Source organism: Mesorhizobium sp. W016, from assembly GCF_054719485.1.
The window spans coordinates 2,124,190-2,148,596 of the sequence record NZ_JBTTIF010000002.1 but is presented as its reverse complement, the minus strand read 5'-3'; the positions used below and the strand labels follow the sequence as shown (position 1 = coordinate 2,148,596).

At 63.3% G+C, this 24,407-nt stretch carries 20 protein-coding genes; 17 read left to right on the top strand and 3 right to left on the bottom strand.

All coding sequences use genetic code 11. The features are described 5' to 3' along the window. Positions 1 to 5: 5 nt before the first annotated feature. The 16 genes from tssB to ACYG9V_RS10635 all read left to right on the top strand — a co-directional run bounded on the left by tssB (position 6) and on the right by ACYG9V_RS10635 (position 19,091). A complete protein-coding gene (gene tssB / locus ACYG9V_RS10710) occupies positions 6 to 542 on the top strand; it encodes a type VI secretion system contractile sheath small subunit (protein ID WP_023673718.1) in 537 nt (178 codons plus the stop codon). A 3-nt stretch (positions 543 to 545) separates the two neighbouring features. Then, positions 546 to 2,051, top strand: a complete 1,506-nt coding sequence (gene tssC / locus ACYG9V_RS10705) for a type VI secretion system contractile sheath large subunit (protein WP_023673717.1) — start codon at positions 546 to 548, stop codon at positions 2,049 to 2,051. Positions 2,052 to 2,103: 52 nt separating this feature from the next. Further along, positions 2,104 to 2,553, top strand: coding sequence for an Hcp family type VI secretion system effector (locus ACYG9V_RS10700; protein WP_023673716.1), 450 nt, complete (start codon positions 2,104 to 2,106; stop codon positions 2,551 to 2,553). Next, a complete protein-coding gene (gene tssE, locus ACYG9V_RS10695) occupies positions 2,540 to 3,295 on the top strand; it encodes a type VI secretion system baseplate subunit TssE (protein WP_023673715.1) in 756 nt (251 codons plus the stop codon). Before ACYG9V_RS10700 ends, tssE begins: the two co-directional genes overlap by 14 nt. Positions 3,296 to 3,298: 3 nt before the next feature. Continuing rightward, a complete protein-coding gene (gene tssF, locus ACYG9V_RS10690) occupies positions 3,299 to 5,173 on the top strand; it encodes a type VI secretion system baseplate subunit TssF (protein ID WP_023732193.1) in 1,875 nt (624 codons plus the stop codon). Next, positions 5,137 to 6,180 carry a type VI secretion system baseplate subunit TssG gene (gene tssG / locus ACYG9V_RS10685; RefSeq protein ID WP_023673712.1) on the top strand — a complete coding sequence of 348 codons (1,044 nt, stop codon included), beginning with the start codon at positions 5,137 to 5,139 and terminating at the stop codon, positions 6,178 to 6,180. The genes tssF and tssG overlap by 37 nt, the downstream gene beginning before the upstream one ends. Beyond that, a complete protein-coding gene (tagH, locus tag ACYG9V_RS10680; RefSeq protein ID WP_023673711.1) occupies positions 6,177 to 7,661 on the top strand; it encodes a type VI secretion system-associated FHA domain protein TagH in 1,485 nt (494 codons plus the stop codon). Before tssG ends, tagH (ACYG9V_RS10680) begins: the two co-directional genes overlap by 4 nt. 3 nt (positions 7,662 to 7,664) lie before the next feature. Next, positions 7,665 to 8,117 carry a type VI secretion system lipoprotein TssJ gene (gene tssJ / locus ACYG9V_RS10675; RefSeq protein WP_023673710.1) on the top strand — a complete coding sequence of 151 codons (453 nt, stop codon included), beginning with the start codon at positions 7,665 to 7,667 and terminating at the stop codon, positions 8,115 to 8,117. A 158-nt stretch (positions 8,118 to 8,275) separates the two neighbouring features. Next, the gene (gene tssK / locus ACYG9V_RS10670) at positions 8,276 to 9,610 is read left to right on the top strand and encodes a type VI secretion system baseplate subunit TssK (RefSeq protein WP_023692181.1); all 1,335 of its coding nucleotides are present in this window, start codon (positions 8,276 to 8,278) and stop codon (positions 9,608 to 9,610) included. 4 nt (positions 9,611 to 9,614) lie between these two features. Further along, entirely contained in the window at positions 9,615 to 10,940 is a 1,326-nt protein-coding gene (gene icmH / locus ACYG9V_RS10665) for a type IVB secretion system protein IcmH/DotU (RefSeq protein WP_023815185.1), read from the top strand. A 1-nt stretch (position 10,941) separates the two neighbouring features. Next, a complete protein-coding gene (gene tssM, locus ACYG9V_RS10660; RefSeq protein WP_352762822.1) occupies positions 10,942 to 14,481 on the top strand; it encodes a type VI secretion system membrane subunit TssM in 3,540 nt (1,179 codons plus the stop codon). After that, positions 14,463 to 15,005, top strand: coding sequence for a type VI secretion system-associated protein TagF (tagF, locus tag ACYG9V_RS10655; RefSeq protein WP_023726336.1), 543 nt, complete (start codon positions 14,463 to 14,465; stop codon positions 15,003 to 15,005). The genes tssM and tagF overlap by 19 nt, the downstream gene beginning before the upstream one ends. A 16-nt stretch (positions 15,006 to 15,021) precedes the next feature. Next, positions 15,022 to 16,104 carry a DUF2169 family type VI secretion system accessory protein gene (locus ACYG9V_RS10650; RefSeq protein WP_352444489.1) on the top strand — a complete coding sequence of 361 codons (1,083 nt, stop codon included), beginning with the start codon at positions 15,022 to 15,024 and terminating at the stop codon, positions 16,102 to 16,104. Positions 16,105 to 16,253: 149 nt separating this feature from the next. Further along, positions 16,254 to 17,120, top strand: a complete 867-nt coding sequence (locus ACYG9V_RS10645; protein WP_155923223.1) for a hypothetical protein — start codon at positions 16,254 to 16,256, stop codon at positions 17,118 to 17,120. 3 nt (positions 17,121 to 17,123) lie between these two features. Continuing rightward, a complete protein-coding gene (locus tag ACYG9V_RS10640; RefSeq protein WP_023823519.1) occupies positions 17,124 to 18,209 on the top strand; it encodes a DUF4150 domain-containing protein in 1,086 nt (361 codons plus the stop codon). A gap of 6 nt (positions 18,210 to 18,215) precedes the next feature. Beyond that, positions 18,216 to 19,091, top strand: coding sequence for a hypothetical protein (locus ACYG9V_RS10635; RefSeq protein ID WP_023823520.1), 876 nt, complete (start codon positions 18,216 to 18,218; stop codon positions 19,089 to 19,091). A gap of 45 nt (positions 19,092 to 19,136) precedes the next feature. Here the strand turns inward: ACYG9V_RS10635 and ACYG9V_RS10630 are convergent, their stop codons facing one another. Genes ACYG9V_RS10630 through ACYG9V_RS10620 form a run of 3 tightly spaced genes read right to left on the bottom strand, consistent with a single transcriptional unit; the run spans position 19,137 to position 22,973 of the window. Continuing rightward, positions 19,137 to 20,165 carry a hypothetical protein gene (locus ACYG9V_RS10630; protein WP_155923225.1) on the bottom strand — a complete coding sequence of 343 codons (1,029 nt, stop codon included), beginning with the start codon at positions 20,163 to 20,165 and terminating at the stop codon, positions 19,137 to 19,139. 41 nt (positions 20,166 to 20,206) lie between these two features. Next, entirely contained in the window at positions 20,207 to 20,632 is a 426-nt protein-coding gene (locus tag ACYG9V_RS10625) for a DUF6484 domain-containing protein (protein ID WP_023823522.1), read from the bottom strand. A 7-nt stretch (positions 20,633 to 20,639) separates the two neighbouring features. After that, a complete protein-coding gene (locus ACYG9V_RS10620; RefSeq protein WP_023823523.1) occupies positions 20,640 to 22,973 on the bottom strand; it encodes a type VI secretion system Vgr family protein in 2,334 nt (777 codons plus the stop codon). A 271-nt stretch (positions 22,974 to 23,244) separates the two neighbouring features. On the opposite strand from ACYG9V_RS10620, the gene tagH (ACYG9V_RS10615) reads away from it, so the two are divergent. After that, the gene (gene tagH, locus ACYG9V_RS10615; RefSeq protein WP_023687017.1) at positions 23,245 to 24,264 is read left to right on the top strand and encodes a type VI secretion system-associated FHA domain protein TagH; all 1,020 of its coding nucleotides are present in this window, start codon (positions 23,245 to 23,247) and stop codon (positions 24,262 to 24,264) included. Positions 24,265 to 24,407: the final 143 nt, after the last annotated feature.

Genomic DNA, 24,407 nt, shown 5'->3' with positions numbered 1-24,407 from the left:
AACACATGCCAGCCGAAAGCAAAGCGAAGGTCATCGAGCGAAATCGCGCCCCGCGCGTGCAGATCGCCTACGATGTCGAAACCTACGGCAGCCCGACGACGATCGAACTGCCGTTCGTCATGGGCGTGATGGCCGACCTGTCGGGCGCATCGCAGACCAGGGAAGCGTCCAAGACGGTGCTCGACCGTTCCTTTGTCGAGACCGATGCCAACCGCTTCCCCAAATTCATGGAAGCGCTGGGACCCAGGGTCAAGGCGCGGGTGAAGAACACGCTGCCGCAGGCCGAGGGACAGGAGCGCGACGAAGAACTGGCGCTCGACCTGACCTTCACCAAGATGGGCGATTTCGCCCCCGACAAGATCGCCGAACAGGTCCCGCAACTGGCCGAAATCCTCAAGATGCGGCGCCAGCTCGAGGAGCTGCTCGGCTTCATGGACGGCCGCGTCGATGCCGAAAAGCGCATCGCCCAATTGCTGAACAACCAGCCGCTGCTTGGCCAGATCGCCGCCCAGGCGCTGTCCGACGACAAGGGTGAGGAATAGATCATGGCCGAACAGCAAAAGACCGCAGCATCCGTCGCCGAGGCCGAGGCCGTCGATCTCGGCGAATTCAGCCAGCTCTTGGAGAAGGACTTCAAGGTCAAGAAGGACGACAGCGAGAAGCTGCAGCAGCTGGTTCGCAACCTGGCGCTGGCGGCGCAGTCGCGCTCCGAGACGACGACGATTTCGTCCAACTCGATCAAGTCGATCAAGTCGTTGATCGCCGGCATCGACAAGATGCTGACGGCCCAGGTCAACGAAATCCTGCACGCGCCGGAAGTGCGGCAGATGGAAGGCACCTGGCGCGGCCTCTGGTATCTCATCAATAACACCGAGACGGATCAGAAGCTGAAGATCCGGGTGATGAACATTTCCAAGGAGCAGCTGGCCGATACGCTCGAAGACTATGAAGGGCAGATGTGGGACCAGAGCCCGATCTTCAAGAAGGTCTACACCGACGAGTATTCGATGCTCGGCGGCGAACCGATCGGCTGCGTCATCGGCGCCTACGAGTTCTCCAACCACCCGCGCGACGTCGGCCTGTTGCGCAACATCTCCGGCATCTGCGCCTCGGCGCACACGCCGTTCATCGCCGCCGCCTCGCCACGGCTGTTCCGCATGGACAGCTGGCAGGAACTGCCCAACCCGCAGGACCTGCAGCAGATCGTCTCCAACCCGGCCTACGCCTCGTGGCAATCGCTGCGCGAGAGCGAGGATGCGCGCTATATCGGGCTGACCATGCCGCGCGTGCTGGCGCGGCTGCCCTACGGCTCGGAGACAGTCCCGGTCAAGGGCTTCTCCTTCGAGGAGGAAGTGCAGGGCGATCACAACAAATATGTCTGGATGAACGCTGCCTTCCCGATGGGCGTCAACATCAACCGCAGCCACAAGCTCTATGGCTGGGGCACCCAGATCCGCGGCGTCGAAAATGGCGGCACTGTGCTTAACCTGCCGGTGCACTCCTTCCCGACCGATGACGGCTCGATCGCGATGAAATGCCCGACGGAAGTCGCCATCGACGACCGGCGCGAGGCGGAACTGGCCAAGCTCGGGCTGATGCCGATCCTGCACCGCAAGAACACCGATCTCGCGGCCTTTATCGGCGCCCATTCGCTGCAGGATGACGAGACGCGGGCGGGCCGCCTGGTCGACCCCGACGCCCAATCCAACGAGCGGCTCTCAGCCAACCTGCCCTATCTGTTCCCGGTCTCGCGCTTCGCCCACTACCTCAAGGCGATTGCGCGCGACAAGGTCGGCTCGTTCAAGGAACGCACCGACATGCAGATCTGGTTGACCGAATGGATCAACCGGTACGTGCTGGCCAACCCGGCCTTCGCCGACGACAAGGCACGCGCCAAGCGTCCGCTTGCCGCCGCCGAGGTGCAGGTCGACAGCGTGGAGGGCCGGCCGGGCTACTACAATGCCCGCTTCTATCTGCGCCCGCACTACCAGCTGGAGGGCATCAACGCCTCGCTCAGGCTGGTGTCGGAATTGCCGTCCGTGAAGACCTGATTGCAGCAACCAAACCTTTGTTTGAAAGCGGTGGAGAACGAAAATGCCCACAATGAAGATCGACGGTTTTCTGAAAGTTCCGGATATCAAGGGGCCCAGCACACGCGACGGCCATGACGACGAGATCGAAATCCATGGCGTCGATTACAAGATGGTCGCGCCCTACGACCCCAATTCCCTCTCGCGCCGAGGCCGCGTGTCGATGGGCATGATCAAGTTCACCAAGCACTATGACAAGGCCTCACCCTATCTGGCCAAGGCCCTGTTCGAAAACAAGGCGCTGGACGAGGTCAAATTCTCCGCGCGGCGGACCATCGACGGCGAGAGCAAGGACTATCTGGTCGTTACCCTGACCGACGCCTCGATCATGGAATACGACATGTCGCAGGCCGATGATGAAGCCGACCTGATCCAGGAGGAAGTCTCCTTCGCCTACAAGAAGATCAAGTTCGTCTATGACGACAATGACGAAGCCGAAATGGATGTCTATGTCGGCAAGTGAGGGGCGAGCAAAGCGCCCTGCCGCCGACAAGGTACAGGCGGGCGGTTCACGGGCCAAGCGCGAGGCGGTACAGCCTTCGCTGTGGGACCGCCTCGTCAACGATCTGCCGGGCCTGAGCTCGGAGATAGACGGGCTCAGGCAGGCTCTGCAGGAGGAGCTTGGCGCAGAGCGCCTGGACGAGCTGCTGGCAGACGGACCGAGGCGCATCGACGCCGATGACGCATTGAACCCCGATCAGAAGCGCCGGCTGCACCGGCTGGCGTTTCAGAACCGGCACCGTGGCGAGCTTGAAAGCCGAGGCATCGTGGTGTCGCCCGATGTGCTGCGCGAGGCCGTGCGGCGCGACATCGAGGCGCTGTTCAACACCGAGCGTTTCGAATCCGCGCCGCTGCTATCCGATCTCGAGGCCGAGCAGATGACCGACAGTCCGACATCGCTGGCCGACTTTCCGGAGGTGCGCCGCAGCGTTGTCAATTATGGCGTGCCGTCCTTCTCCGGCCGGTCGTCGCGCGACTTCGATCGCGATGTTCTGGCACGCGAGATCCGCGCCGTGCTCGCCGCATTCGAGCCGCGGCTGAAGGAGAGCGCGACGAAAGTCACGGTCAACCTCGGCGACAAGACCGGCCTGAAGATCGAGATCGACGCCGTGCTGATCATGACGCCGACGCCCGAGCGCATGCGCCTGCGCACGACGATCAATCTCGACAACGGACTGGCGCGCACCGAGTTCAGGGAAGCCTGAGAGATGGACCGGGTCTTCGTAGAATATTACGAGGAGGAACTGTCCCACATACGCGGGCTGGCGGCGGAGTTCGCCGACATGCATCCGGCGGTTGCCCGCAATTTGTCGCTGGATACGGTGCCGTGTCCCGACCCCTATGTCGAGCGGCTGCTCGACGGCGTCGCCTTCCTCGCCGCGCGCACGCGCCTGAAGGTGGATGCCGAGCGCTCGCGGTTTTCGCGCAGCATCCTCGACGTGCTTTATCCCGATCTCGTCACGCCGGCGCCGGCAACCGCCATGGTGGTGCTGAAGCCCGGCCAGCAGGTGCAGACAATGCTTGCCGGCCACGTCGTCAAGCGCGGCACGCGGCTGGTCTCCAGCCTGCAGGCCGGCCTGTCGACACGCTGCACCTTCACCACCGCGCAGGACATGACGCTGTTTCCGATCGCGATCAGTTCGGTCGGCTATTTCCAGGACCGCAGCGCGCTTGCCGCCGCCGGCATCGGCCCGATCGCCGGCAAGGCCGGCGAAGCGGCACTTCGCATCACGCTGGCGCGGACCGGCAAAGGCAAGCTCGACGAACTGGCGCTCGACCGGCTCGACTTCTATTTCGCCAACCGCACCAAGGCGCCGCTGATCTTCGACGCCATCTTCGGAGTCTGCTCTGGTGTCGGCGCTCGACCGGAAGGCAAGACCAATCCATTGTCGCCGCTACCGCCGCCGGAGATGGTCGGCATTGCCGATGCCGAGGCGCTGATGCCGCGCACGCGGCCGACCTTCGAAGGCTACCGCCTGCTGCGCGAATATTTCATGATGCCCGAGCGCTTCCATTATGGGCGCGTCACCGGCTTGCTGCCGGTCGTGCGCAAATGCCAGGCCGGGCTCGAAATCATCTTCCTGTTCCGGCGTCCGGTGCCCGAACTCGCCGATCTGACGCCGGCGGATTTCGATCTCTTCGCCACCCCGATCATCAATCTCTTCGAGCGCGAGTGCAACATCGTCGAGCTCGACCAGCGCAAGACGCGCCAGGTGCTGCATGCCGACCGCACGCGGGCGCGCGACTTTGAAATCTACCGCGTCATCCGCGTCGAAGACGCCGATGCCGAGGGACCCGACGCGGAGATACCGGAACTCTTCAGCCTTGGGCAAAATCGCGGCAGCGGCTGGGTCTATTCGACGGAGCGGCGGCCGCGCCGGCCGACCGAGGACGAGCGGCGCCAGGGCGTGACGCGGACCTCCTATGCCGGCGACGACGTCTTCCTGGCGGTTTCGCGCCCAGTCAACAGTCAGGCCAACCGGCCGCTCAAGCGCGTCGATATCATGGCGCTTTGCACCAATCGCGACCTGGCCATCCTCGACGACACGCCGACCCTGACGCTGGAAGCCGGCGACCCTGTGGAGACGGTCCGGCTGCTCGGCGCATTGCGTTCGCCGCAGCCGGCGATCCCGGCAGCGCTGCCGACCGGCGCCGACGGCGAGTCGCGCGCCGACGACCTGGCCTGGCGGCTGGTGTCACAGCTGGCGCTCAACTTCCTCAGCCTGGCCAAGGAAGGCCGCGGCGTCGATCCGCTGCACGCGCTGCTCGATCTCTATGCCGAGCGCGGCGACCCCGGGCTCGCCCGCAATGTGCGCTCGATCGTGCGCATCGACTCGCGCGCGGTGATCGAAAGGCTGGCGATCGAAGGGCCGATGTGCTTCGGCCGCGGCACGGAAGTGACGCTGCATGTCGACCAGTCGGTGCTGGCGGGACAGAGCACTCTGCTGCTGTCGGGCCTGCTGTCGCGGCTGTTTGCCCGCCATGCCGGCATTAACGGGTTCGTGCGCACGCGCACGCGGTTGCTCCAGAAACAGGAGGATGTGCCATGGCCGATGACGCCCGGCAATCGCTACCTGATCTAGAGCGAGCCGCAACCCTGTCCGAGAGTTTCGACTTTTTCGAACTGCTGCGCCGGCTCGAACGGCAAGGCGGCCTGTTCGGCCATTCCGGCCGGCCGGACCGCGAGCCGGCAAGGCTCGGCCAGAATGTGCGGCTGTCCTTCGCAGTGCAGGACGTGGTGGATTTCCGCGAGCCGACGGACAAGTCGCCGGCACGCGTCACGGTCAACAATCTCGGCCTGCTCGGACCCGAAGGGCCGATGCCACTGCATCTGACGCGCTGGGTGCTCGATCGCCTGTCGCAACGCTGGTATGCCGGCGCCGAGGCGCGGCAGACGAGCGACACGACCTTCGTCGATTTTGTCAATATCCTGCAGCACAGGATGATCGCGCTCTACTATCGGGCCTGGGCGGATGCGCATCCGGCCGTGCAGGTCGAACGCGGTGTCGGCGGCCGCGTCCGTTCCATGCTGGAAGCGATGGCCGGCATCGGGCTGCCGGGCACGCAGGATGCCGAACTAGATACAGTAAAACTTCGCCAGGCCGCCTCGCTCGCTGCCCAAGTCGACGGCCCCGAGCGACTGACGCTGTTCCTGGCCGAAGCCTTCAAAGTGCCGGTGGTGCTGAAGGAGTTCGTCGCGGCCTGGATGACCATCCCCAAGGCGCTGCAGACGCGGCTTGCCGGCAGCTATGCCACGCTCGGCCGCAGCGCCACCATCGGCCCGCGCAGCTTCAGCCGGCAGAGCCGCATCGAGCTGCGCATCGGCGCGCTCAGCTATATCGATTACAAGGCCTTCCTGCCGGGCGGTGAGCGGCTGAAGCTGTTGAAGCAGGCGGTGCGCGACCTGATCGGCGAGACCATCGATGTCGATCTCAGGATCGTGCTTGCGGCAAAGGCAGTGCCGCCGGCGAAGCTCGGCACCGTCCAGCTTGCCCGCACCACCTGGCTGGCGCGACCGGTCGAAAAGGGGGACGCCGACGACATGCGGTTGCGGACCATCGTCGGCTGGCGGGAAGAGGTGGCGGCATGAGCCTGCTTCTGATTCTCGAACAGGGACCACGCGCGCAAGTCACGCGGCAGGCGCGGCTGGACGAGGGCGAGCTGGTAATCGGCCGCAGCGCCGACGCCGACTGGCAGATCAACGATCCCGACATGTTCGTCTCGCGCGCCCACTGCAAGATCACCAGCAAGCAGGGCGGCTATTTCGTCACCGATACCTCCAGCAGCGGGTTGTTCATCGACGATGCCGCCAGCCCGCTCGGCGCGGGAAATACCGCGCGCCTGCAAAGCGGCATGCGACTGCGACTGGGCGACTATGTGGTGTGGGTCGATTTGCAGACGGCGAAGACCGAGGCGCCGGCCTCCAGGCCTTCAGCGCCTGCCAGTAAGCCGGCGGCGTCGCGGGCGCCGGTCAGCCTCGGCGGCGACGATTTCTTTTCGTCCACCACGGAAGAAGAGCCGGGACGGCCACGCCCTGCCAACCTGCCCGATCCATTCGAAAAGCCGGTGCCCGGCGCATTCGCGCGTGCGCGGTCCGATGAACGCAGCTCGCAGGCGTTCGACGATCCGTTCAGCCTCGACCCTGTGGCAACGCCGGTGGCCGAGCCCACTGACAGAAACGGCGCCAAGCCATCGTTCGACGATCCCTTCGGCCTCGACTCCGCGCCGCGGTCGAGAGAGCCGAGCAGATCCAATCCTGAGAAGCTGCCGGCCTACGATGACGGGTTTGGTTTCGGCCCTGCCGGGTCCACCAGCCTCGACGCCGGCGTGACGGATGGCGGTGCAACCGATGCGCCCTCGCCTGCCCCCTCTGCAGCGCCCTGGGATCTGCCAGTCCGCGCGGTCGAGCCATCGCCACCGCAGCCACCGCCTCCCCCGTCTCCACCGCCACCACGCGCTCCTGTCCGCCAATCCGCGGCGCGGCCGTCAGCCGGACCGTCGGACGCGGAATTGCGCGCCGCTTTCCTGCGCGGCATGGGCATGGACGAGGCCGATTTTCCCGGCGGCGATCCGGTGGCCGACATGGAAAAATTCGGCCGCGAGTACCGGCTGATGATGGAAGGGCTGATGCAGCTTTTGCGCAAGCGCGCCGAAGAGAAGGGCAACGCTCGCGTCGCTCAAACGGTGGTTGGCGCATCCGAAGTCAACCCGCTCAAATTCCTGCCCTCGGTCGACGATGCGCTGGTAACCATCCTGGCCGAGCGCAGCCCCGGTTTCCTCGGCGCCGAGGCGGCGATCAAGGACGCGGTGCGCGATCTGGCGCAGCATCACGTTCGCGCCTGGCGCGGCGTGCAAGGCGCGCTCAAGCGCATGATCGACCGCTTCGATCCGGCGGCGATCGAGCAGGAACTGAAGTCGAGTTCGGCGATCGGCAATCTGCTGACCGGCGGGCGCGGAGCCAAGCTCTGGGAGTTGTACCAGAAACGCCACCGTGAAATCGCTCACAGCGCCGAGACGCGTTTTCTGGGCGAGATCGGCGCTGATTTTCGTGATGCATATGAGGAGGACTGAGACATGATCGACAGACGCGAATTTATCCTTGCCATCGGGGCGACGGGACTGCTGACGGCTTGCCAGAGCGGCCCGCCGAAACCATCCGTCATCACAGTGAATCTTGCCGGCGGCGCCGGCATGAACCCGGGACCGGGCGGCGGCGACAGGCCGGTGACGGTGATGATCTTGCGCCTGAAGAGCACCGGCGCCTTCAACTCGGCCGACTATTTCGCCCTGCAGGGCGGTGCCGGCGCGGCACTTGGCGGCGATCTCATCGGCTCCGACACGGTTTCCGTCGGACCCGGCAAGACCGCATCGAAGACCATCACGGTCGAGCCAGAAGTGGCAGCACTCGGCTTCGTCGCGCTGATCAGGGAACCCGGCGGACGCAACTGGCGCACGACCAAATCGGTTTCGCCGGGATCGAAGTTCACGGTCAATGTGAAGCTCGGCAGCGGCGGGATTTCCGCCTAAAGCGCGTCGCGTTTGAACGGATTCAGGCGACGCGCTTTAGATCTTTATTTTTATGCATGTCGTTCTCTCAAAACCGTGACCACTTTTGAGCGACATGCATGGGCGGCAAAAGTCCGCAAGCCGCGCAACATGATGAGCAGGAAGCAGAGAGTGCCGGCATGAGCGATGCAAACAGGGTGCTGTGGTCGGAGGGACTGTTCCTCCGCACCCAGCATTTCCAGCAACAGGACCGCTTCTTCGAAGCGACGGTGCGCGGCGCCTTGCAGGCCGGGCATCTGCATACGTTCGGTTTTCGAACGCTGACGCTCGATCAGGCACAGCTCGATGCCGGCCAGATCTCGGTGCTCTCGGCACGCGGCATCTTTCCAGACGGGACGCCGTTCGCGATCCCCGAGACGATGGATGCGCCGCGGCCGCTGGCGGTGACGCCGGAGATGGGCGCTGGACCGGTGCTGATAGCGCTGCCGCTCGAACCGCCAGGCGGCGTCGGCTTCGACCCCGCTCACGCCGAGCCGTCCGGCGCGCGCTATCGCGGCCGGATCGTCTCGGTGCGCGACGCCGTGCATGGCGGCTCCGACCCCGAGGAAATCGAGATTGCGCGGCCGCAGGCGCTGTTGCTGACGCCGGGCACGGCCGTCGGCGGTTACACCGCGCTGCCGGTGGCCGAACTCAAGGGCGTGCGCGCCGATGGCGGCGTGGCCTTGGACGACACCTTCCTGCCGCCGACCTTGGTCATCGGCGCGGCGTCCTGGTACAGCCGCCTGCTGCAGGAAGTGGTCACCGGCCTCGACCAGATCGCCGAGGCGCATGGCAAGATGGTGCTGGGCGGCCCCGGCCGCAGTGTCGAGGATCTTCTGATCCTCAATTTGGTCAACGCCGCGCGGCCGCGGCTGGCGCACATGCTGGCGCAGGACGTTTTCCATCCGGCTGAGGTCTACATGGAACTTGCCGGCCTTGCCGGCTCGATGGCGACCTACGGTTCGAGCGCAAGGCGGCTCGGCGAACTGCCTGTCTACGACCACATGGCGCCCGGACCCGCCTATTCGGCGCTGGCCGATGCGCTGCGTTCGCTGATCCTCAGCCTGCGCTACATCGAGCCGAAATCGCGCGCCCTGCCGGTCATGCGCCATGCCACCAATGTGTGGAAGATCCGCATCGACAACCCGAAACTTCTGGTGGCGAGCCGCATCGTGGTGCGGATCGGCTCCGAACTGTCGGAGGATGCCTTGCGCAAGATTTTCGTCAACCAGGCGACGGTCGGCTCGGCCAGCGAATTCGAAGGGCTGTGGAAATCACGCCTGCCCGGCATTCCGCTGAAGCCCCTTCATTCGCAGCCGCGCGAAATTCCCTATGACGGCGACCGGCTGTGTCTCGAACTGGACCAGAAAAGCGAGCACTGGGCCTCGCTGCTCGAAGCGCCGGGTTTTGTGATCGGCGTTTCGGGCGTGCTGCCCAGCGAACCGCAGGTCGACTGCTACTCGGTCAACAGGTGAGATGATGAGCAGGGACGATCCGTTCGGACTGTCCGAGGATCGGGAGCGGACGCGCATCCGCCTGAGCGGAGCGCCGACGCCGCGCGCCATGCCGCTGCCGGCGTCGGGCGTCACCGCGAAGCGCTCCGCGCGCGCGCATCCGAACGTGCTCGTCAACGCGTTCTCGCCGCTGCTGGAATTTGCACCCGAACTCGAAAACGCGCAGCCGCCGGAGAACCCGGAAGCCCTGCGCACCAGGCTGCTCGACGAACTTGTGCGCTGCCGCGACACCACCATGGCGCAGGGCTCCTCGCTCGAGCGAGCCGACCAGGCGGCATGGCTGGTGGCTGCGTTGCTCGACGATCTGGCGCTGAATACGCCGTGGGGCGGAGCCAGCGCATGGCCACGCCAGCCGCTGGTGGTGATGCTGCGCGGCGACGTCGATGCCGGCGCGCAGTTCTTCGCCCGGCTCGAAGAGCTTGAACGCCATCCCAATCGCGACCGCGAAATGCTGGAGTTGCAATATCATTGCATGGCGCTCGGCTTCCGCGGCAAATATCGCGTGCCTGGCCGCTCCGGCGACCGTTCGCTCAATGCGGTGCGGGTGGCCGCGGCGCGTTTCCTGCGCGACAGCGACGCCGAAGGCGCACCGCTTTCGCCCAACTGGAAAGGCGTGATCGCCTCCGACGAACCGCAGCGCTTCATCGTGCCGATCTGGGTGATGGTTGCGGCGGCGGCGGTGATCGCGACAGCCATCCATATCGGCCTGTCGATGAGCCTGAGCAGCCAGGCGGTCGAGCTTTCGGCGCTGGTGCGCGCACTGCCGCCGCCGACGCGTACGGATGTCACCCGCGCTTCGCCGAAGGTCGACGCGCCGCCGCCGGTGGCGGTGGATTTCGCGCTGCTGCCGGAATTCCAGGCCGCGGCGCCGGACGAGCTCAAGAGAGCGCTGAGCGGCACGGAGAGCGTGTCGCTGGCGCGGCTGGTCATCCAGGCCTCCAATCCCGAACTCTTCCAGTCGTCGCGCGCGCAGCTGACAGACGGCTTCGATCCGCTCATCGCCTCGGTCGCCAAGGTGATCCTCGAGAACCAGGAGCTGATCGGCGATATTACCGTGGTCGGCCACACCGACGGCGTTCCCTTGCAAAAGACCAACCCACTGTCCACCAACCAGCGGCTGTCGGAAGCCCGCGCCGCGGAAATTGCCGATATCCTGATTCAGAACGGCGTGCCGAAGGAGCGCGTGCGCTCCGAAGGCCGGGCCGCCACCGATCCGGTGGCCGACGACGGCACACGCGAAGGCCGGGCCTTGAACCGCCGCGTCGAAGTGCTGGTCGAAAAGAGGCTGTGACATGTTCATCCTGCGCTTCCTCTGGGCGGTCCTGACTTCGCGTTTCCTGTGGACGCTGATCGGCCTGGCCCTGCTGTCGCTGATCATCTGGGTATTCGGCCCGATCGTACGGGTCGGCGACTATGTGCCGATGGCGTCGGAGACGGTGCGCATCGTCATCATCGCTCTTCTGGTGATCTTCTGGCTGATCTGGCTGATCGTCGCGCAGCGCCGCGCGATCCGCGCCAACCGCATGTTCGTCGCCGAGATCTCCGCCCCGGTCGAGGAAAAGCGGCTCAGCCCGGGCGAGGAAAACGTCGCCGCGGTCGGCGCCAAGTTCCAGGACGTCATGGTCGAGTTGAAGCGCCGCAAGCTCGGCGGCCGCAAGTTCCTGCGCGAGATGCCGTGGTATGTGATCGTCGGCCCCCCGGCGACCGGCAAGACGACGGCCTTGCGCCAATCCGGCCTCAACTTTCCGATCGACCTCACCGACGATCTGCAGGGCATCGGCGGTACCCGCAACTGCGACTGGTTCTTCTCCGAAAACGCAGTGATGATCGACACCGCCGGCCGCTATGTCCAGCAGGAAAGCCAGCCTGATGTCGACGCCGTGGAATGGCTGGGTTTCCTCGACCTGTTGAAGAAGCACCGCGGCCGTCGTGCACTCAACGGCGTCATCGTTGCGCTTGGGATCGACGCGCTGTCCGAGGGCGACGAAGCCGTCAAGGCGCATGGCCGCAAGATCCGCAGGCGCCTAGCCGAGCTCGAGGAGCGGCTGGAGATCCGCCTGCCGGTCTACCTCATGCTGACCAAGGCCGATCTGATCAGAGGCTTCGAGGCTTTCTTCGGCGGCCTGTCGACGGCGGCGCGCGAACAGGTATGGGGGACGACCTTCCCGCTCGATGCACGCGTCGACGCCAAGACGATCGCGGGCGAAATCACGACGCTGTCGAGGGAGCTGGAAAAGCGGCTGGTGCCGCGGCTGGAGGATGAGGACAAGCTGGCCGAACGGGCCGAGATCTTCCGCTTTCCCGCACAGCTGCAAAGCCTGTCCGAGCCGATCCAGGTGCTGGTCGAGGCGATGTTCGGCGAGAGCCGCTACGAGGAGGCAGCCTGGCTGCGCGGCCTCTATCTGACCTCGGCCACCCAGGAAGGCGCGCCAATCGACCGGCTGACTGCGGCGCTCGCCTCCTCCTTCGGGCTGCCGGCACGACGCACGATGCCGGCGCAGCGCTTCGAGAAGCGCAGCTTCTTCCTCAAGAACCTTCTGACCGAGGTGATCTTCAAGGAGGCCGGGCTCGGCACCTTCGATCCGCTGGCGCAGCGCCGCCGCAGCTGGATCTGGCGCGGTGCCGCCGCTGCCTGCGCGGCTGCGGCCATACTCGCCGGCGGCCTGTTCACCTGGTCCTACTACGACAACCGCAACGCCATCGCCGCGCAAGCCGGCCAGTTCGAAGCACTGCAGGCGCCGCTGACGTCGACCGCCGCGACGCCCGCCTCGGTGCTGCAGCCGGCTATGGACGTTGCGCTGACCGCCATGGACGAAGTCGTCAATGCCAGGACTGCGCCTCCGAACAAGGCGCAGGACCTGCTCGGGCCATCGGCTTCGGCCGAGATGATGCGGGCGCAGACCGACACCTATGACAACGCTCTGCGCAACGTGCTGGAGCCGCGGATGGTGGCGTTGCTCGAAGCGACCATGTGGCGGCAGATCCGCGATCCGGACTTCATGCTGGGGGCGCTCAAGACCTACCGCATGATGACCGGCCTGTCTCAGATGGACTCCGACTTCGTCGAGAATTGGTGGGTGAACGACCTGCCCGAATTCGCGCCGGCCGCGCCCTTCCCGACAGCCGATGCGGAAGAACACCAGCTGGCAGCGATCCGCCGCATGGCGGTCGACGACAGCTACATCGCGCCCGACCAGGCGCTGGTCGCCGAAGCGCTGAAAACGGTCTGCACGATCTCGCTGCCGGCGCGGGCCTACAAGCAATTGCTGGCCGATCCGGCGGTGGCCGGATTGAAGGAATGGATCCCCGCCAATTTCGCCGGGCCGAACGGCGCCAAGGTGTTTTCGCGACGCTCCGACAAGACGCTGCGCGTCGGCATATCAGGCGCCTTCACCTATGACGGCTTCCACGATGCGATCCTCGACCGGGTCGAGGATGTCGCCGCCCAGGCGGCACTCGACCGCGCCGTGTTTGCCGGCGGCTGCTCGGAAAATTCCGAGACCTCGGTGTCGGCGCTGTCGGAAGATATCCTGAAGCTCTACTATGACGACTATATTGCGCAGTGGGACAGTTTTTTGCGCGACATGCGGCTGGCGCCGCTCAGCGACCTCAACATTGCCAGCGAGAATCTGAAAGACCTTTCCAGTGCCGATTCCGCGTTGAAGCGGCTGTTGACGGCGGTGGTCCAGGAGGTCGACCTCACCCGCTCGGACGACGCGCCGGCCGGTGACGACAAGGCGGCGGCGAAGGGCGGCTCGAAACTGCTGGGCAAGCTCGGCAAACTGGGCAAGATCGTCAAGACCGGCGCCAAGCTGTTGCCGCGCGCAGGATCGGCCAGCGAAGTCGACCTGACCGGCACGTTGGTGGCCGAACACTTCAAGCCGCTCAAGAGCACGATTGCCGATGTCGACGGCCAGCCGCCGGCGCTCGATGCCGCGGTCGTCGCGCTGACGGCGCTGTCCAACGTGCTGCAGACGGTGACCGCCAATCCCGACCCGCAGGACGCGATCAAGAAACAGGGCGGGCTTGCCGAACTGACCGGCGCCGTCGCCCGCCAGGCGCAAATCCTGCCCGACCCGGTCAACACATGGCTGAGCGGCATTGCCGGCGACACCAGCGGGTTGACGCAGAAGGCCGTGGCCTCCGAGCTCAACGCCATCTGGCGCGCCGACATCCTGCCCTTCTGCCAGGCCGCGCTCAACGACCGCTATCCGTTCAGCCCCGACAGTGCCGTCGACGTCAACGTGCGCGACTTCGCCCGCCTGTTCGGACCGGCAGGGATGATCGACGGCTTCATCAACGACCATCTGATCGGCTATGTCGACACCTCGGCGCAGCCTTGGAAATGGCGTGCCGATTTCGGCCTCGACCCATCGGCGCTCGCCGCCTTCGAGCAGGCGCGGCGCATCCGCGACGATCTCTTTCCTGGCGGTCAGGGCCCGGTGATGGCCTTCACGATCGAGCCGACCGACCTGTCGCCCAACGTAACCCGCGTCACGCTCAACCTCGATGGCCAGAACCTGGTCTATTTCAACAATGCGACGCGACCGCAACCGATGACCTGGCCCGGCAAGGACGGCACCGGCGTCATCTCGCTCGCTTTCCAGCCGATCGACGGCTCGCCCGAAATCATGCTCAACGAGACCGGCAGCTGGGCGTGGCTGAGGATGCTGCGCGCAGGCCGCTTCACCGGCACGTCGCTGTCCGACGTCTACAGCCTGCGGCTCGGAACGAAAGGCATGTACGCCGATTTCAAGCTCAAGGCGGCGAGTGTCGAAAATCCCTACAACCTCCAGATGTTCAAGAAATTCTCATGTCCGCCGCAGATCTGATCCTGCCTGGCTTCTACGGCAAAATGCCCGCCACCGGCGACTTCGTCAGCCGGCGGCTGACGGGCGAGTTCGTGCGGCTTTGGGACCGCTGGCTGGCGCAGCATCTGGTGCCGCTGTTTGGCCAGGACATCTGGCCGCCGGCCACGGCGCTGCGGTTTCTGGCCGGCCCGAACTCCTTCGGCGCGTCGGCGGGCATCATCCTGCAGAGCGCCGACAAGGTGGGCCGGAAATTCCCCTTGAGCGTCGTTGCCCTGCTACCCGAAGCGCCTGTCGCGCTGACGCATGCCGAGGCATGGTTTGCCGGAATCGAGGAGGCCGCCACCGCCGCCCAGCAGGGCGAGCTGACGCCCGAAGAACTGGATGCAGCTTTGACGGCACTGCCGATGCCACAGGCCGAGCCGGGCGAAGAGCTGATCGCCGACATGGTGATGTGGACGGCGCACTCCGACATTTTCGACATCGGTCCGCACGCGCCGCAACCGACGCTGGAGACAATCCTCGCCGGCAGCTGGGAGACCAGCTGATGGGAGCGCAACTCTGATGTTCGTCAGCCAGAACACCACCCCGTTTCTCGCCGAGACTTTTCCCTATCAGGACAAGCATTGCGTGAAGTTCTGCGTCGCGGTCGTTCGCGCGACATACGATGTCGATGAGCAAGGCAACTGCACGCCCAGCACGACGCAGTCACCCTTCGTCTACGCCGATACCCACTACGGCGATCCCGAGACAACGTCGGTACGCGTCGAAAGTGATTTCGTTCCGGTCAAGCCAAAATGCGAAGTGCTGCTCGACGCCCAGGCGGTCGCACCAATCGGCCGTCCAATGGAATCGATGGAAGTTGCGCTGATCGGGCCCGGCATCGACAAACGCGCCATCCTCACCGGGCAAAGACGCTGGTTCAAGACAGGTCTGGGTGTGCAGGCCTCACGGACTACGCCCTTTGTCAGCATGCCTCTCGCGTGGCATCTCACTTTCGGGGGAACTGACAGGACAGATCCCGAGAAGCCGCACGGCGATGGCGTGAACCCTATCGGCACCGGCTTCCTGGTGAGCCAAGCCAATCCCGACGGTGTCCTTTTGCCGTGCGTGGAGCACCCGCAATCACGTGTCCGCATCTGGAACGACCGCGTGAAGCCGATCGGCTTCGGCCCGGTGCCGCGCTTCGCCAAACAGCGCGCGCAATATGCGGGCACCTATGACAAGAACTGGCTCGACAATATTTTTCCCTACTTGCCGACGGATTTTGATGATCGCTATTTCCAGGCGGCGCCACAAGATCAGTGGCTTGATCTGCTCAGTGAAGGGATGGTTTTCGGCTGCCTGGGGATGACTGAAAGAGGGCGCTTCGCGGCTAGGTTGCCAAGGCTCTCCGTGCCCGTCCGGTTTGTCTACGAAGACCGCATTGAGCGCAAGACCCTCGTTCCCGACACGTTGAACATCGTGCCGCACGAAGGCAAAATCGTGTTAGTGGGCCGGGTGAGCACGAAGGTTCCGCGCAAATTCGTGAAACTGCAGCAGGTGGAGATTGGCGTTAATCTCATCCCGGATGATGATGACAAGCCACACTACGCTGGACTGGGCGTGGCAATTGAAGCCCTGAAAAACCAACGGCGCCTGTCATGAGTTGGGTCTCCTGCATCAGCCTAGTGACACCGGTTGGCTACAGCGCCGCCAGTTCGATCGCGGCCATGCGGGGAAAAATAGCCGCATTCAACGAGCTGAGCTATCATGATGCGGAAGGCGAGCCGATCATCGCCGCAACAGTCGACGCCTTGCCGCTCAAGCTGCGAGGTCGCGAGCGCATCTCGGCGCTGGTCAAACTCGCATTCGAGCAACTCGATGCCGACACCGTGACCGGTCTGCCTTGGGGGCAGATGCCCCTTCTGTTGTGCACGCGTGAGAACGAAATGCCTGGTGGCAGGCTCAAAGGAATTCTGGCGGGAATAACACTACCGGACGGACGCGGGCTGACGGGACCGAAGCTGCTGCATATCGCGGGCGGCCCTGTCGCGGTTTTCACCGCATTGTCCCATGCCGAGACGCTTTTGAAGAGCGAAGGATATCCCGCATGCATCATCGTCGCCGTCGATAGCCTGGTGGATGCGCGCACATTGTCGTGGCTTGATCTACATCAGCGATTGAAAACCAGTGCAGTCACCGACGGACTGGTTCCTGGTGAAGCTGCCGGGATCCTGGTGGTGACGCGCGATGCCGCTTCTTTGACCGCGATCAGCATTCTCGGCATCGGTTTTGGCGTCGAGGGGTCGACCTTGTTCAACGAGACGCCCTTCCGAGCCGACGGCTTGAGCGCCGCCCTGAAGGCCGCGCTTGCCGATGCCGGCGTGCCTATGCACAAAGTCTCGTTTCGCCTGTCCGACGTTGCGGGTGAAAGCTACGCTTTCGAAGAGTTGGTGCTGGCACAGATGCGCAATATGCGTGAAGTTCGGCCCTGCCAAGACGTTTGGCACGCAGCGGATTGCATTGGCGACAGCGGCGCCGCCGCCGGCATCATCCAGTTCGCCTGGGCCGAGCAAGCCTATGCGCGCAACTATGCGCCGGGAAAGCTCGCCGCGCTTCACGCAAGCTCTTGCTTCGGCCCAAAGGCCGCAGCAATTGTGGCACCCAGAAGGCCTAGTTGACCGATGACAAAGGACGTCTTCGCCGAGAAGTGGGAAATCGCCGGCAAGAACGGCATGAACAAGTCATTGGCGCGCTTTCCCGACGTGTGTCTGTCACCGCCTTCGCCGCCAGCCGGGCCTATCCCGGTTCCTTATCCTGACACGTCGTTTTCGAAAGACCTCCAAGAAGGGTCCGAGACGGTCAATATCGGCGGCAAACCCGCCGCGCTCGCCCAAAAGTCCTATTACAAATCGTCGCCTTTGGGCAACGAGGCGGCCACCCGGAGCTTTGGCGCGTCTGTCGTCACCCACCAAATCACCGGCAAGACCTACTTCCAAGCCTGGGCGATGACGGTGAAGTTCGAGGGCAAGAACGTTTGCCGGCATATCGACATAACAACAAGCAATCACGCCTCGCAGATCGGCGCAACGCCACCGGCGCCTACGAATGAAACCCAGGACATGAAACAGGCCAAGGCGGCCATCCAAGCCGGCAAATGTCCCTGTTGCGGCAACCCTTTGCATAAGTGGCAGAAGGACCCCAAGACCAAGAGACCGTATCGGGTGATGACGGCGGGCGCCTTCTGGCGAAAGCAGATCAGCTTGATCAAAGTGCCGGACAAGCAGGCCGAGAAAGATACACTAACTGAGACCCTCGAGCGGATGAACAGAAGAAAGACCAGGCAGCGCAAGAAAAGAAAGGACGGCCAGCCGAGTTGCCCAAATGTCCAGACGAAGGAGAACCAGGGCTGCGCACTCCATTTCGACATACCTCAGCATCGCGATAAGATTACGCGACATCGTCCGACCGTGAAGCGACCACTTGGTCCAACAGCGGCCCAGGCAGCGGGCGACGCCTTCAGCTCGAAGAAGAAGAGCGCGGTTCTGAGTATCTGGAGCAAGATGAACCCGACGAATCCGATTCCCGCTGCTTATCCCCCTCCAAACAAGCCACCACCTAGCAAACTAAACCACAAGACGCCGCGCATGGCAGGTGGTTGCAACGATCAAGGAAACGTCGTTCCCCAGCACTACATGAACACCAAGGCGTGCAACGATATCGAAGATGACCAGAGCGAACTGGAAAAGGTCGCGAGCCTAATTTATTGAGTAGACATGGAACACTATCCAAAGATCGCCAACACCGCATTCGAGGAACTCAGCTATGGGTTTCATCCCAAGTCGTTCGACCTCTATGCGTTGGACCTAGCCCGCCTCGAAACGAGCACACGCGCATGGGAGCGGATAGCAGCGGTTCTGCTAGGATGCACGCGCGGAAACTTTTCAAGGCTTCCGGAACTCGGCCCGTTGATGCGAGACAATCCGCTTTACCTACTTTGGCATGCGATCGCCAACATTTCCGGTTATGCCGGCACACTTCAGTCGGTGCGGCAGACTTTCGATCATATCGAGGACAAAAGCGGAGACAATTTCCTCTATTTCCTGGCAATTGCACTGGGAGCTACATCCAACCTCTCTGCGGTCGACTACCTTATGGAAGCGCACAAACGAGCTGGGGACATCGAGCCGCTAAGACAGATCGAGCAGGAAATATCCTTCCTTCTTGAAGCCGAGGATGGCCCATTGATGGCGGGTTCCATGGAGGAAGTCTTGACGGACGAGGGCTGGGTCGAGAGAGCTAACCGCGAGAGATATTTCGACCAAGTGAAGCAGGCGCGCGATGCGGTGCTAGAGCGCGTAGGCTCCAAGGATATTCCGATCTATGGAGGCGAGGCGATCGACATCGCCAAGATTGCGAAGCGCATGTATCGCAACTTGAAACAGGACGAGGAGCGGGAGCAAAGGCTGGCACGGGAAGCGACGCTGTTCGAGGCTACCACAGGCATCAATTGCTCGAAAATGTTCGATAGAAACGGCAACTTGAAATCGTTGCAGGCTGCCGGAATCCTCGAGACATTTTTCGACAGCGATGAGATCGGGGGCTTCAAGGCGGGGCAGAGATATTTTTTCGGTCACCCGATAGGGATCTGAGCAGTTCCACGCGTGTGCGGAGAGATCGCTGCTGCAAGGTTGGCCCTATCCGAAAAATCCACTCGCCTTGGCCCACTCCATGACTTTGTCAGCCAGCGGGATTTTTTGCTCGCCATATTCGAAGCGGTGGACAAATTCCAAACCGGCTTCGGCTGGGTCAATGGTGAACAAATCATCTTCTTGCGCAGCGTCGGGGAAGAGCTCCAGAAAAGCCGCACCCGCTGCGGCGGCCATCGCGGGTTCGCGCATGCGATCGACGAGCCAGTTGAGTTGGGTCTTGTCGTTGAGCATCCCAACTGCGCGGACAGCCGCCGGGTTCGCGGCGCGCATCAGACCTCCCAGCCAGGACCGGACTTCCCTCGACTGCGTTGTATTGATCAAAGTACGCAGCGCGGTGAGTGCGTTAGCGTCGTCTGATGCGGCTACGGCCTCAAGATCGGGCCTAACCCGCTCCCCAAATCCAAGCTCTGCGAGTGCGACACCGGCCCAGAAGCGTACCTGGGCATCGCGATCATCGAGCAGCGCCGCGACAACCTGGACAAGCTCGATATGTCGAAGTCTCGCCGTGAGCCTAAGACCGATACACCGCGTCTCTGCGCCAGAGTCCTTTAGCAAACGCAAAAGCGTTCTGCCGGGGTCCATCTTGTGCACGTCGATCGCGTGAGCGGCAAGTTGCCGCTTAACGGGATCCTCGTGCGACACCCACTGTCTGACCCACCTCGCGATCTTGTCCGCTCGATGGATTTCCAACGCGCCAACAAAGCCGTAGGCTGCGTTCCTTTCAGCGCGGAAGAATTCAATCGACTCGTTCAGGCTTTTTTCGTCTTCCAGCTCAATTGCCAGCCATGCACACGTGAAAAGTTCGCCTTTGTCGGGAAAATCGGCCCATTGTTCGATGGCAAATGGCCAAGCCGCCGCGCCGGCGATCCGCAGCGCGTCTAGATGCACCTCAAGCCGGTCGCCAAAGCTCTTTGCCACCTGAACGTCCGGCGGGTCTGCATTCAGCAGCGTATCTCTTTGCGCCCAAAGGAATGCCACCAATTCGACATGCTGACGGAGCACGTCATCAGCCACCCTGTTGGGCCGCGCCTGCGTTGTGACCTGTGGCCCAGTCATCAGTTCAGATTCACGGAGCCACCGCGGATATTGTTCGCACCGCTAGCATGGCTCACGATGTATTTTCCGCGAAGCGAGATATGTCCATCACTGTCAAGTATGAGACTGGACTTTCCGCAGCGAAGTTCGATCCTCTTCGAGGCCTTCAGTCGGACATATTCACCATCGCTGATAACGCGCTGGGCCGCGCGCTTGCGGGCTGGTTCGATGATCGGTCCCATGATGAGCGGACGTCTCGGGTCGCCGTCCTGAAACAGCAACGCCACTTCTGATCCTATCATAGCCTGATTGAGCTCAACCAGGCTTCTGGCCCTCAGCGCCACATCCTCGGGATTGCCGGGAAATACAACCAGCGGACCCTGATCGTCGAAACCAAGGAACAGCCCGATGACCACCCCATAGATACGCTCGACAACTTTGCTCATCGCGACCTCAATTCTCGTTGATCTTCGAGCCCTTCAGGATGATGTCACCCGAGGCCTTGGCGTTGATCTTACCAGATGCCTTCAAGAAAATGTCCTTTCCCTCCACAACGATCGTGCCATCCTTTTTCATGACAACCTTCGAACTTCCGCATGTTAGGGTGATGTCGTCCGCCGCTTCGATCGACAGGCTTTTGCCAGACTTTGTAACCGAGTCTTCCTTGATGTCGGTAAGGCTACCCTTTGCAATCTTGAGCATGAACCCGCCACCAACTTCAGTGGAGTCATTCGACGTGATTTTGGCTGTGCGCGAAGCGCCTACATCGGTGGCCTGTGACGCGGCGATCGCGACGGTCTGGCCAGCACCGATGCTGATGCTCTGATCGGCGCCGATGGTCCAGGTATCGCTCGTGCCTATGTTGTGCGTCTGGCTGATGCCCACGGTCATTGAGCGTGTCGCGCCGATGGTATTGGTCTGCACCGCACCCACGGTTCGGGTCTCGGAGGCCCCAACGGTATCGACCCGCGCCGCGCCAACAGTCACCGTCTGCACGATCGCCACGGTCTGCGTGTGATTAGCGCCGATCGTCTCGGTCGAGTTGGAGCCGATGCTTATCGTCTCGTTCGAACCCACCGTCAGCGAGCGGTTGACGCCGACGGTCTCGGTGTCGTTGTTGCCGATATTGGTGGTCTGGTCGACGCCGACCTTGACCGTCTTGTTGTTGCCGACGTCCTCGTCGAGGTTGTGACCGACGGAGTGCTTGGCGTCGTGGTCTATGCGGTCGGACTGGTCGTGCTGGACCAGCTTCTGGCGATCATTCTTGATCAGAAGGTGATGGTCCTTCTGCGCCTGGAAATTGACCAGTTCGGAGCCGGCCTTGTCCTCGAACATCAGCTCGTTGTAGCCGCCACCGCCCTTCGACGAGTTGGATTTCCAGCCCGACTGCGTGGCGTTGCCGGGCAGCCCGTAGGGCGGCATCTGCGAGGCGTTGTAGACCCGGCCGGTGATGATCGGCAGATCCGGATTGCCTTCGATGAAATCGACGATCACTTCCTGGCCGATGCGGGGAATCTGGATGAAGCCCCAGCCGCTGCCGGCCCAGGTCTGCGACACGCGCACGAAGCAGGAGCTCTTCTGGTCCTTCTTGCCCAGGCGGTCCCAGTGGAACTGCACCTTCACCCTGGCATATTTGTCGGTGAAGATTTCCTCGCCGGACGGACCGACGACCGTCGCCGTCTGTGGCCCGCGCATGATCGGCCGCGTCGTGATGCGCGGTGGCCGATAGGCGACTGAAGTCGGCGCCACGCCGAGCACGACCTTGAAATTCTCGCCATCGGTGTCGACGCCGGCGCGGTAGCCCGGATCGAACAGCCGGTATTCGGCGCTGACGACCAGATACTCCTTGTTCTGGTCTTTGCGCGGAAAGCCGTCGAGCTTGAAGGTGCAGCCGGAGAACAGGCCGCGCACGGTGCCGACGGCGGCAATGCGCATATGCGCCGCCTGGATTTCTTCGCGCCTGATCGCCGCCAGGCTGTCGCCGCGGCCGACTTCCAGATGCGCGCCGGGGTGGCGATAGTTCTCGCCGGCAGCCTGCTTGTGGCCGAAGGGCTGTGCCGACTTCGCCATCAAATCGGCGGCGGGCTTCTCGAAATCATAGTCGGTGTGGGCATAGGCGCCGGGGCGCACCGCGCTGCCTGGAATCCAGTCGGTGATGTACTCGACGTCGCGGCGCGAGCCCTGCCCTTCGAACTGATAGAGCACCGTCTCATAGCCCGGCGCTGGCTTCAGCTTGCTCATGGCGTCGGCCAGGATCAGTGTGTGCTCACCCTCGGCATGCTCGAAGAAGTACATTATGCCTTCATGCTCGAGCAGCCGCTGCACGAAATCGAGGTCGCTCTCGTCGTACTGCACGCAATATTCGCGCGGCGGATAGGAGCCCTGCAAGCGCTTCTCGAACTTGGCGATGCCGCCATATTTGGAGAAAATCTCCTCCACGATCTCGACGGCAGTCTTGTCCTGGAAGATGCGGCAGTCGGTGGTATTGCCGAGGAACCACAGCCACGGCCTGACGACCGCCTCATAGTGAGCCAGCCGATCTTCGATGCGGGTAAGGCGAAACTCGGCGATGAGGCCGCTGAACCAGCGCTTGGGGTCGGCCTCCCCTTCGATCGAAACGGTGCCGCCCAGCATCTTCAGCGGGTCGACATCGGCATTGGTCGAGACAAATCCAACGGTGTAGGCAAGGCAGCGGCTGATCTCGTCGCGGCCGACGAGATGCGTAAAGGTCAACAGCTCGGCGCCGACCGGCGTCTGCACAAGCGCGGCGCGTTGTTCACTCGGCATGGGTCGTGCCCCTCCTGAGCGCTAGTGTGGCAGGTTCGAAGCCCTTCTTGTGTTAACGACCTCACGTTCAGGGATATTTCGCAACTTGCCACCCAAGCCATGTTGAGCCTACCACATGTTCTATGGCAGACCAAAGAGGACAAGCGGCAGGCCGTTGCTGTTTGCGCCGCTTTCGCCAGTGTGAAACGCCGCTCTCCCGCTGTGCCCGCAAGCTGCTAGACTGTGGCACATCGGATCAATGGAAACGGCAGCGGTCGACGGTCCATAGCGCATGTTCATCAGTCTGCAGATCAGCAATGTCGATGTCCTGCCTGCCGGGCTGCCGCCCGGATACGCATCGCGCGACCGCGGCTTCGAGATTGGGCGGGAGAACTGTGCCTGGACCTTGCCCGATCCGGACAAGTTCATCTCCGGCCGGCATTGCGAAATCCGCTACGAAGGCGGCGCTTTTTTTCTCCACGACGTCTCGCGCAACGGCACATTCGTCAACGGGTCGAGCCAGCGCCTGACCGACCCGCACCGGTTGGCGCAAGGTGACCGGCTCCGGATCGGCCGCTATATCGTCTCGGTATCGATCGATGACGGGAACCCAGCCTTCGGTGGCCATGGTTCGACGCAACGGCAGATGCCCGTTGGATCCTTTCCAGACCATGCCGCATCGCCACGGTCACCGACCGCGCCGCCCGCTTCGCTCTCCAGCCGGCCGCAGCAAGCCGACGAGATCCTGCGCGCGATTGCCGCCGGCGCCGGCATTCCGCCAGAGGTGCTTTTGCTGCGCCAGCCGCAGGAGGTGGCCGGCGAGATCGGCGCGGTGCTGCGCATCGTCGTCGACGAACTGGTGCTGCTGTTGAAGGCGCGCGCCGCCGCGAAAGTCCTGGCCAAGACCAGCGACCGCACCATGATCAATTCCGCCGACAACAATCCGCTGAAGTTCGTGCCCGGGACAGACGAAATCCTCGACATCATGTTCGCGCGGCGCAGGGCCGGCTATCTCGATGCCCGGCATAGCATCGAAGACGCTTTCCACGACCTCAAAACGCATGAATTCGCCACCTTCGCCGCCATGCAGGCAGCGCTGTCGCGGTTGCTTGACGATCTGTCGCCCGAGGCGATTGCGAAAAAACTGCCGCCATCCTCCTTTGCCTCGAAGAAGACGCGCGCCTGGGACGCACTGGTCGCGACCTGGCGGGCCAAGGAGGAAGCGCACGAGAACGGCATGCTGGACATATTCCTCACCTATTTCAGCGAAGCCTATGCCAAGGCCGCCAAGCAGAAGACTGGCAAGGGCTAAGCCCGCGCACCGCTGAAGACACCGTGAAGGCGACCCGAGCACGGGCCGGCCACCAAAATTGCGCCGGGTTTCCATCGCAACCTTCTGAGACTACGATCACATACGACGATTGAGCACGCGGGTACGGTTGGTCGACCTCGGGG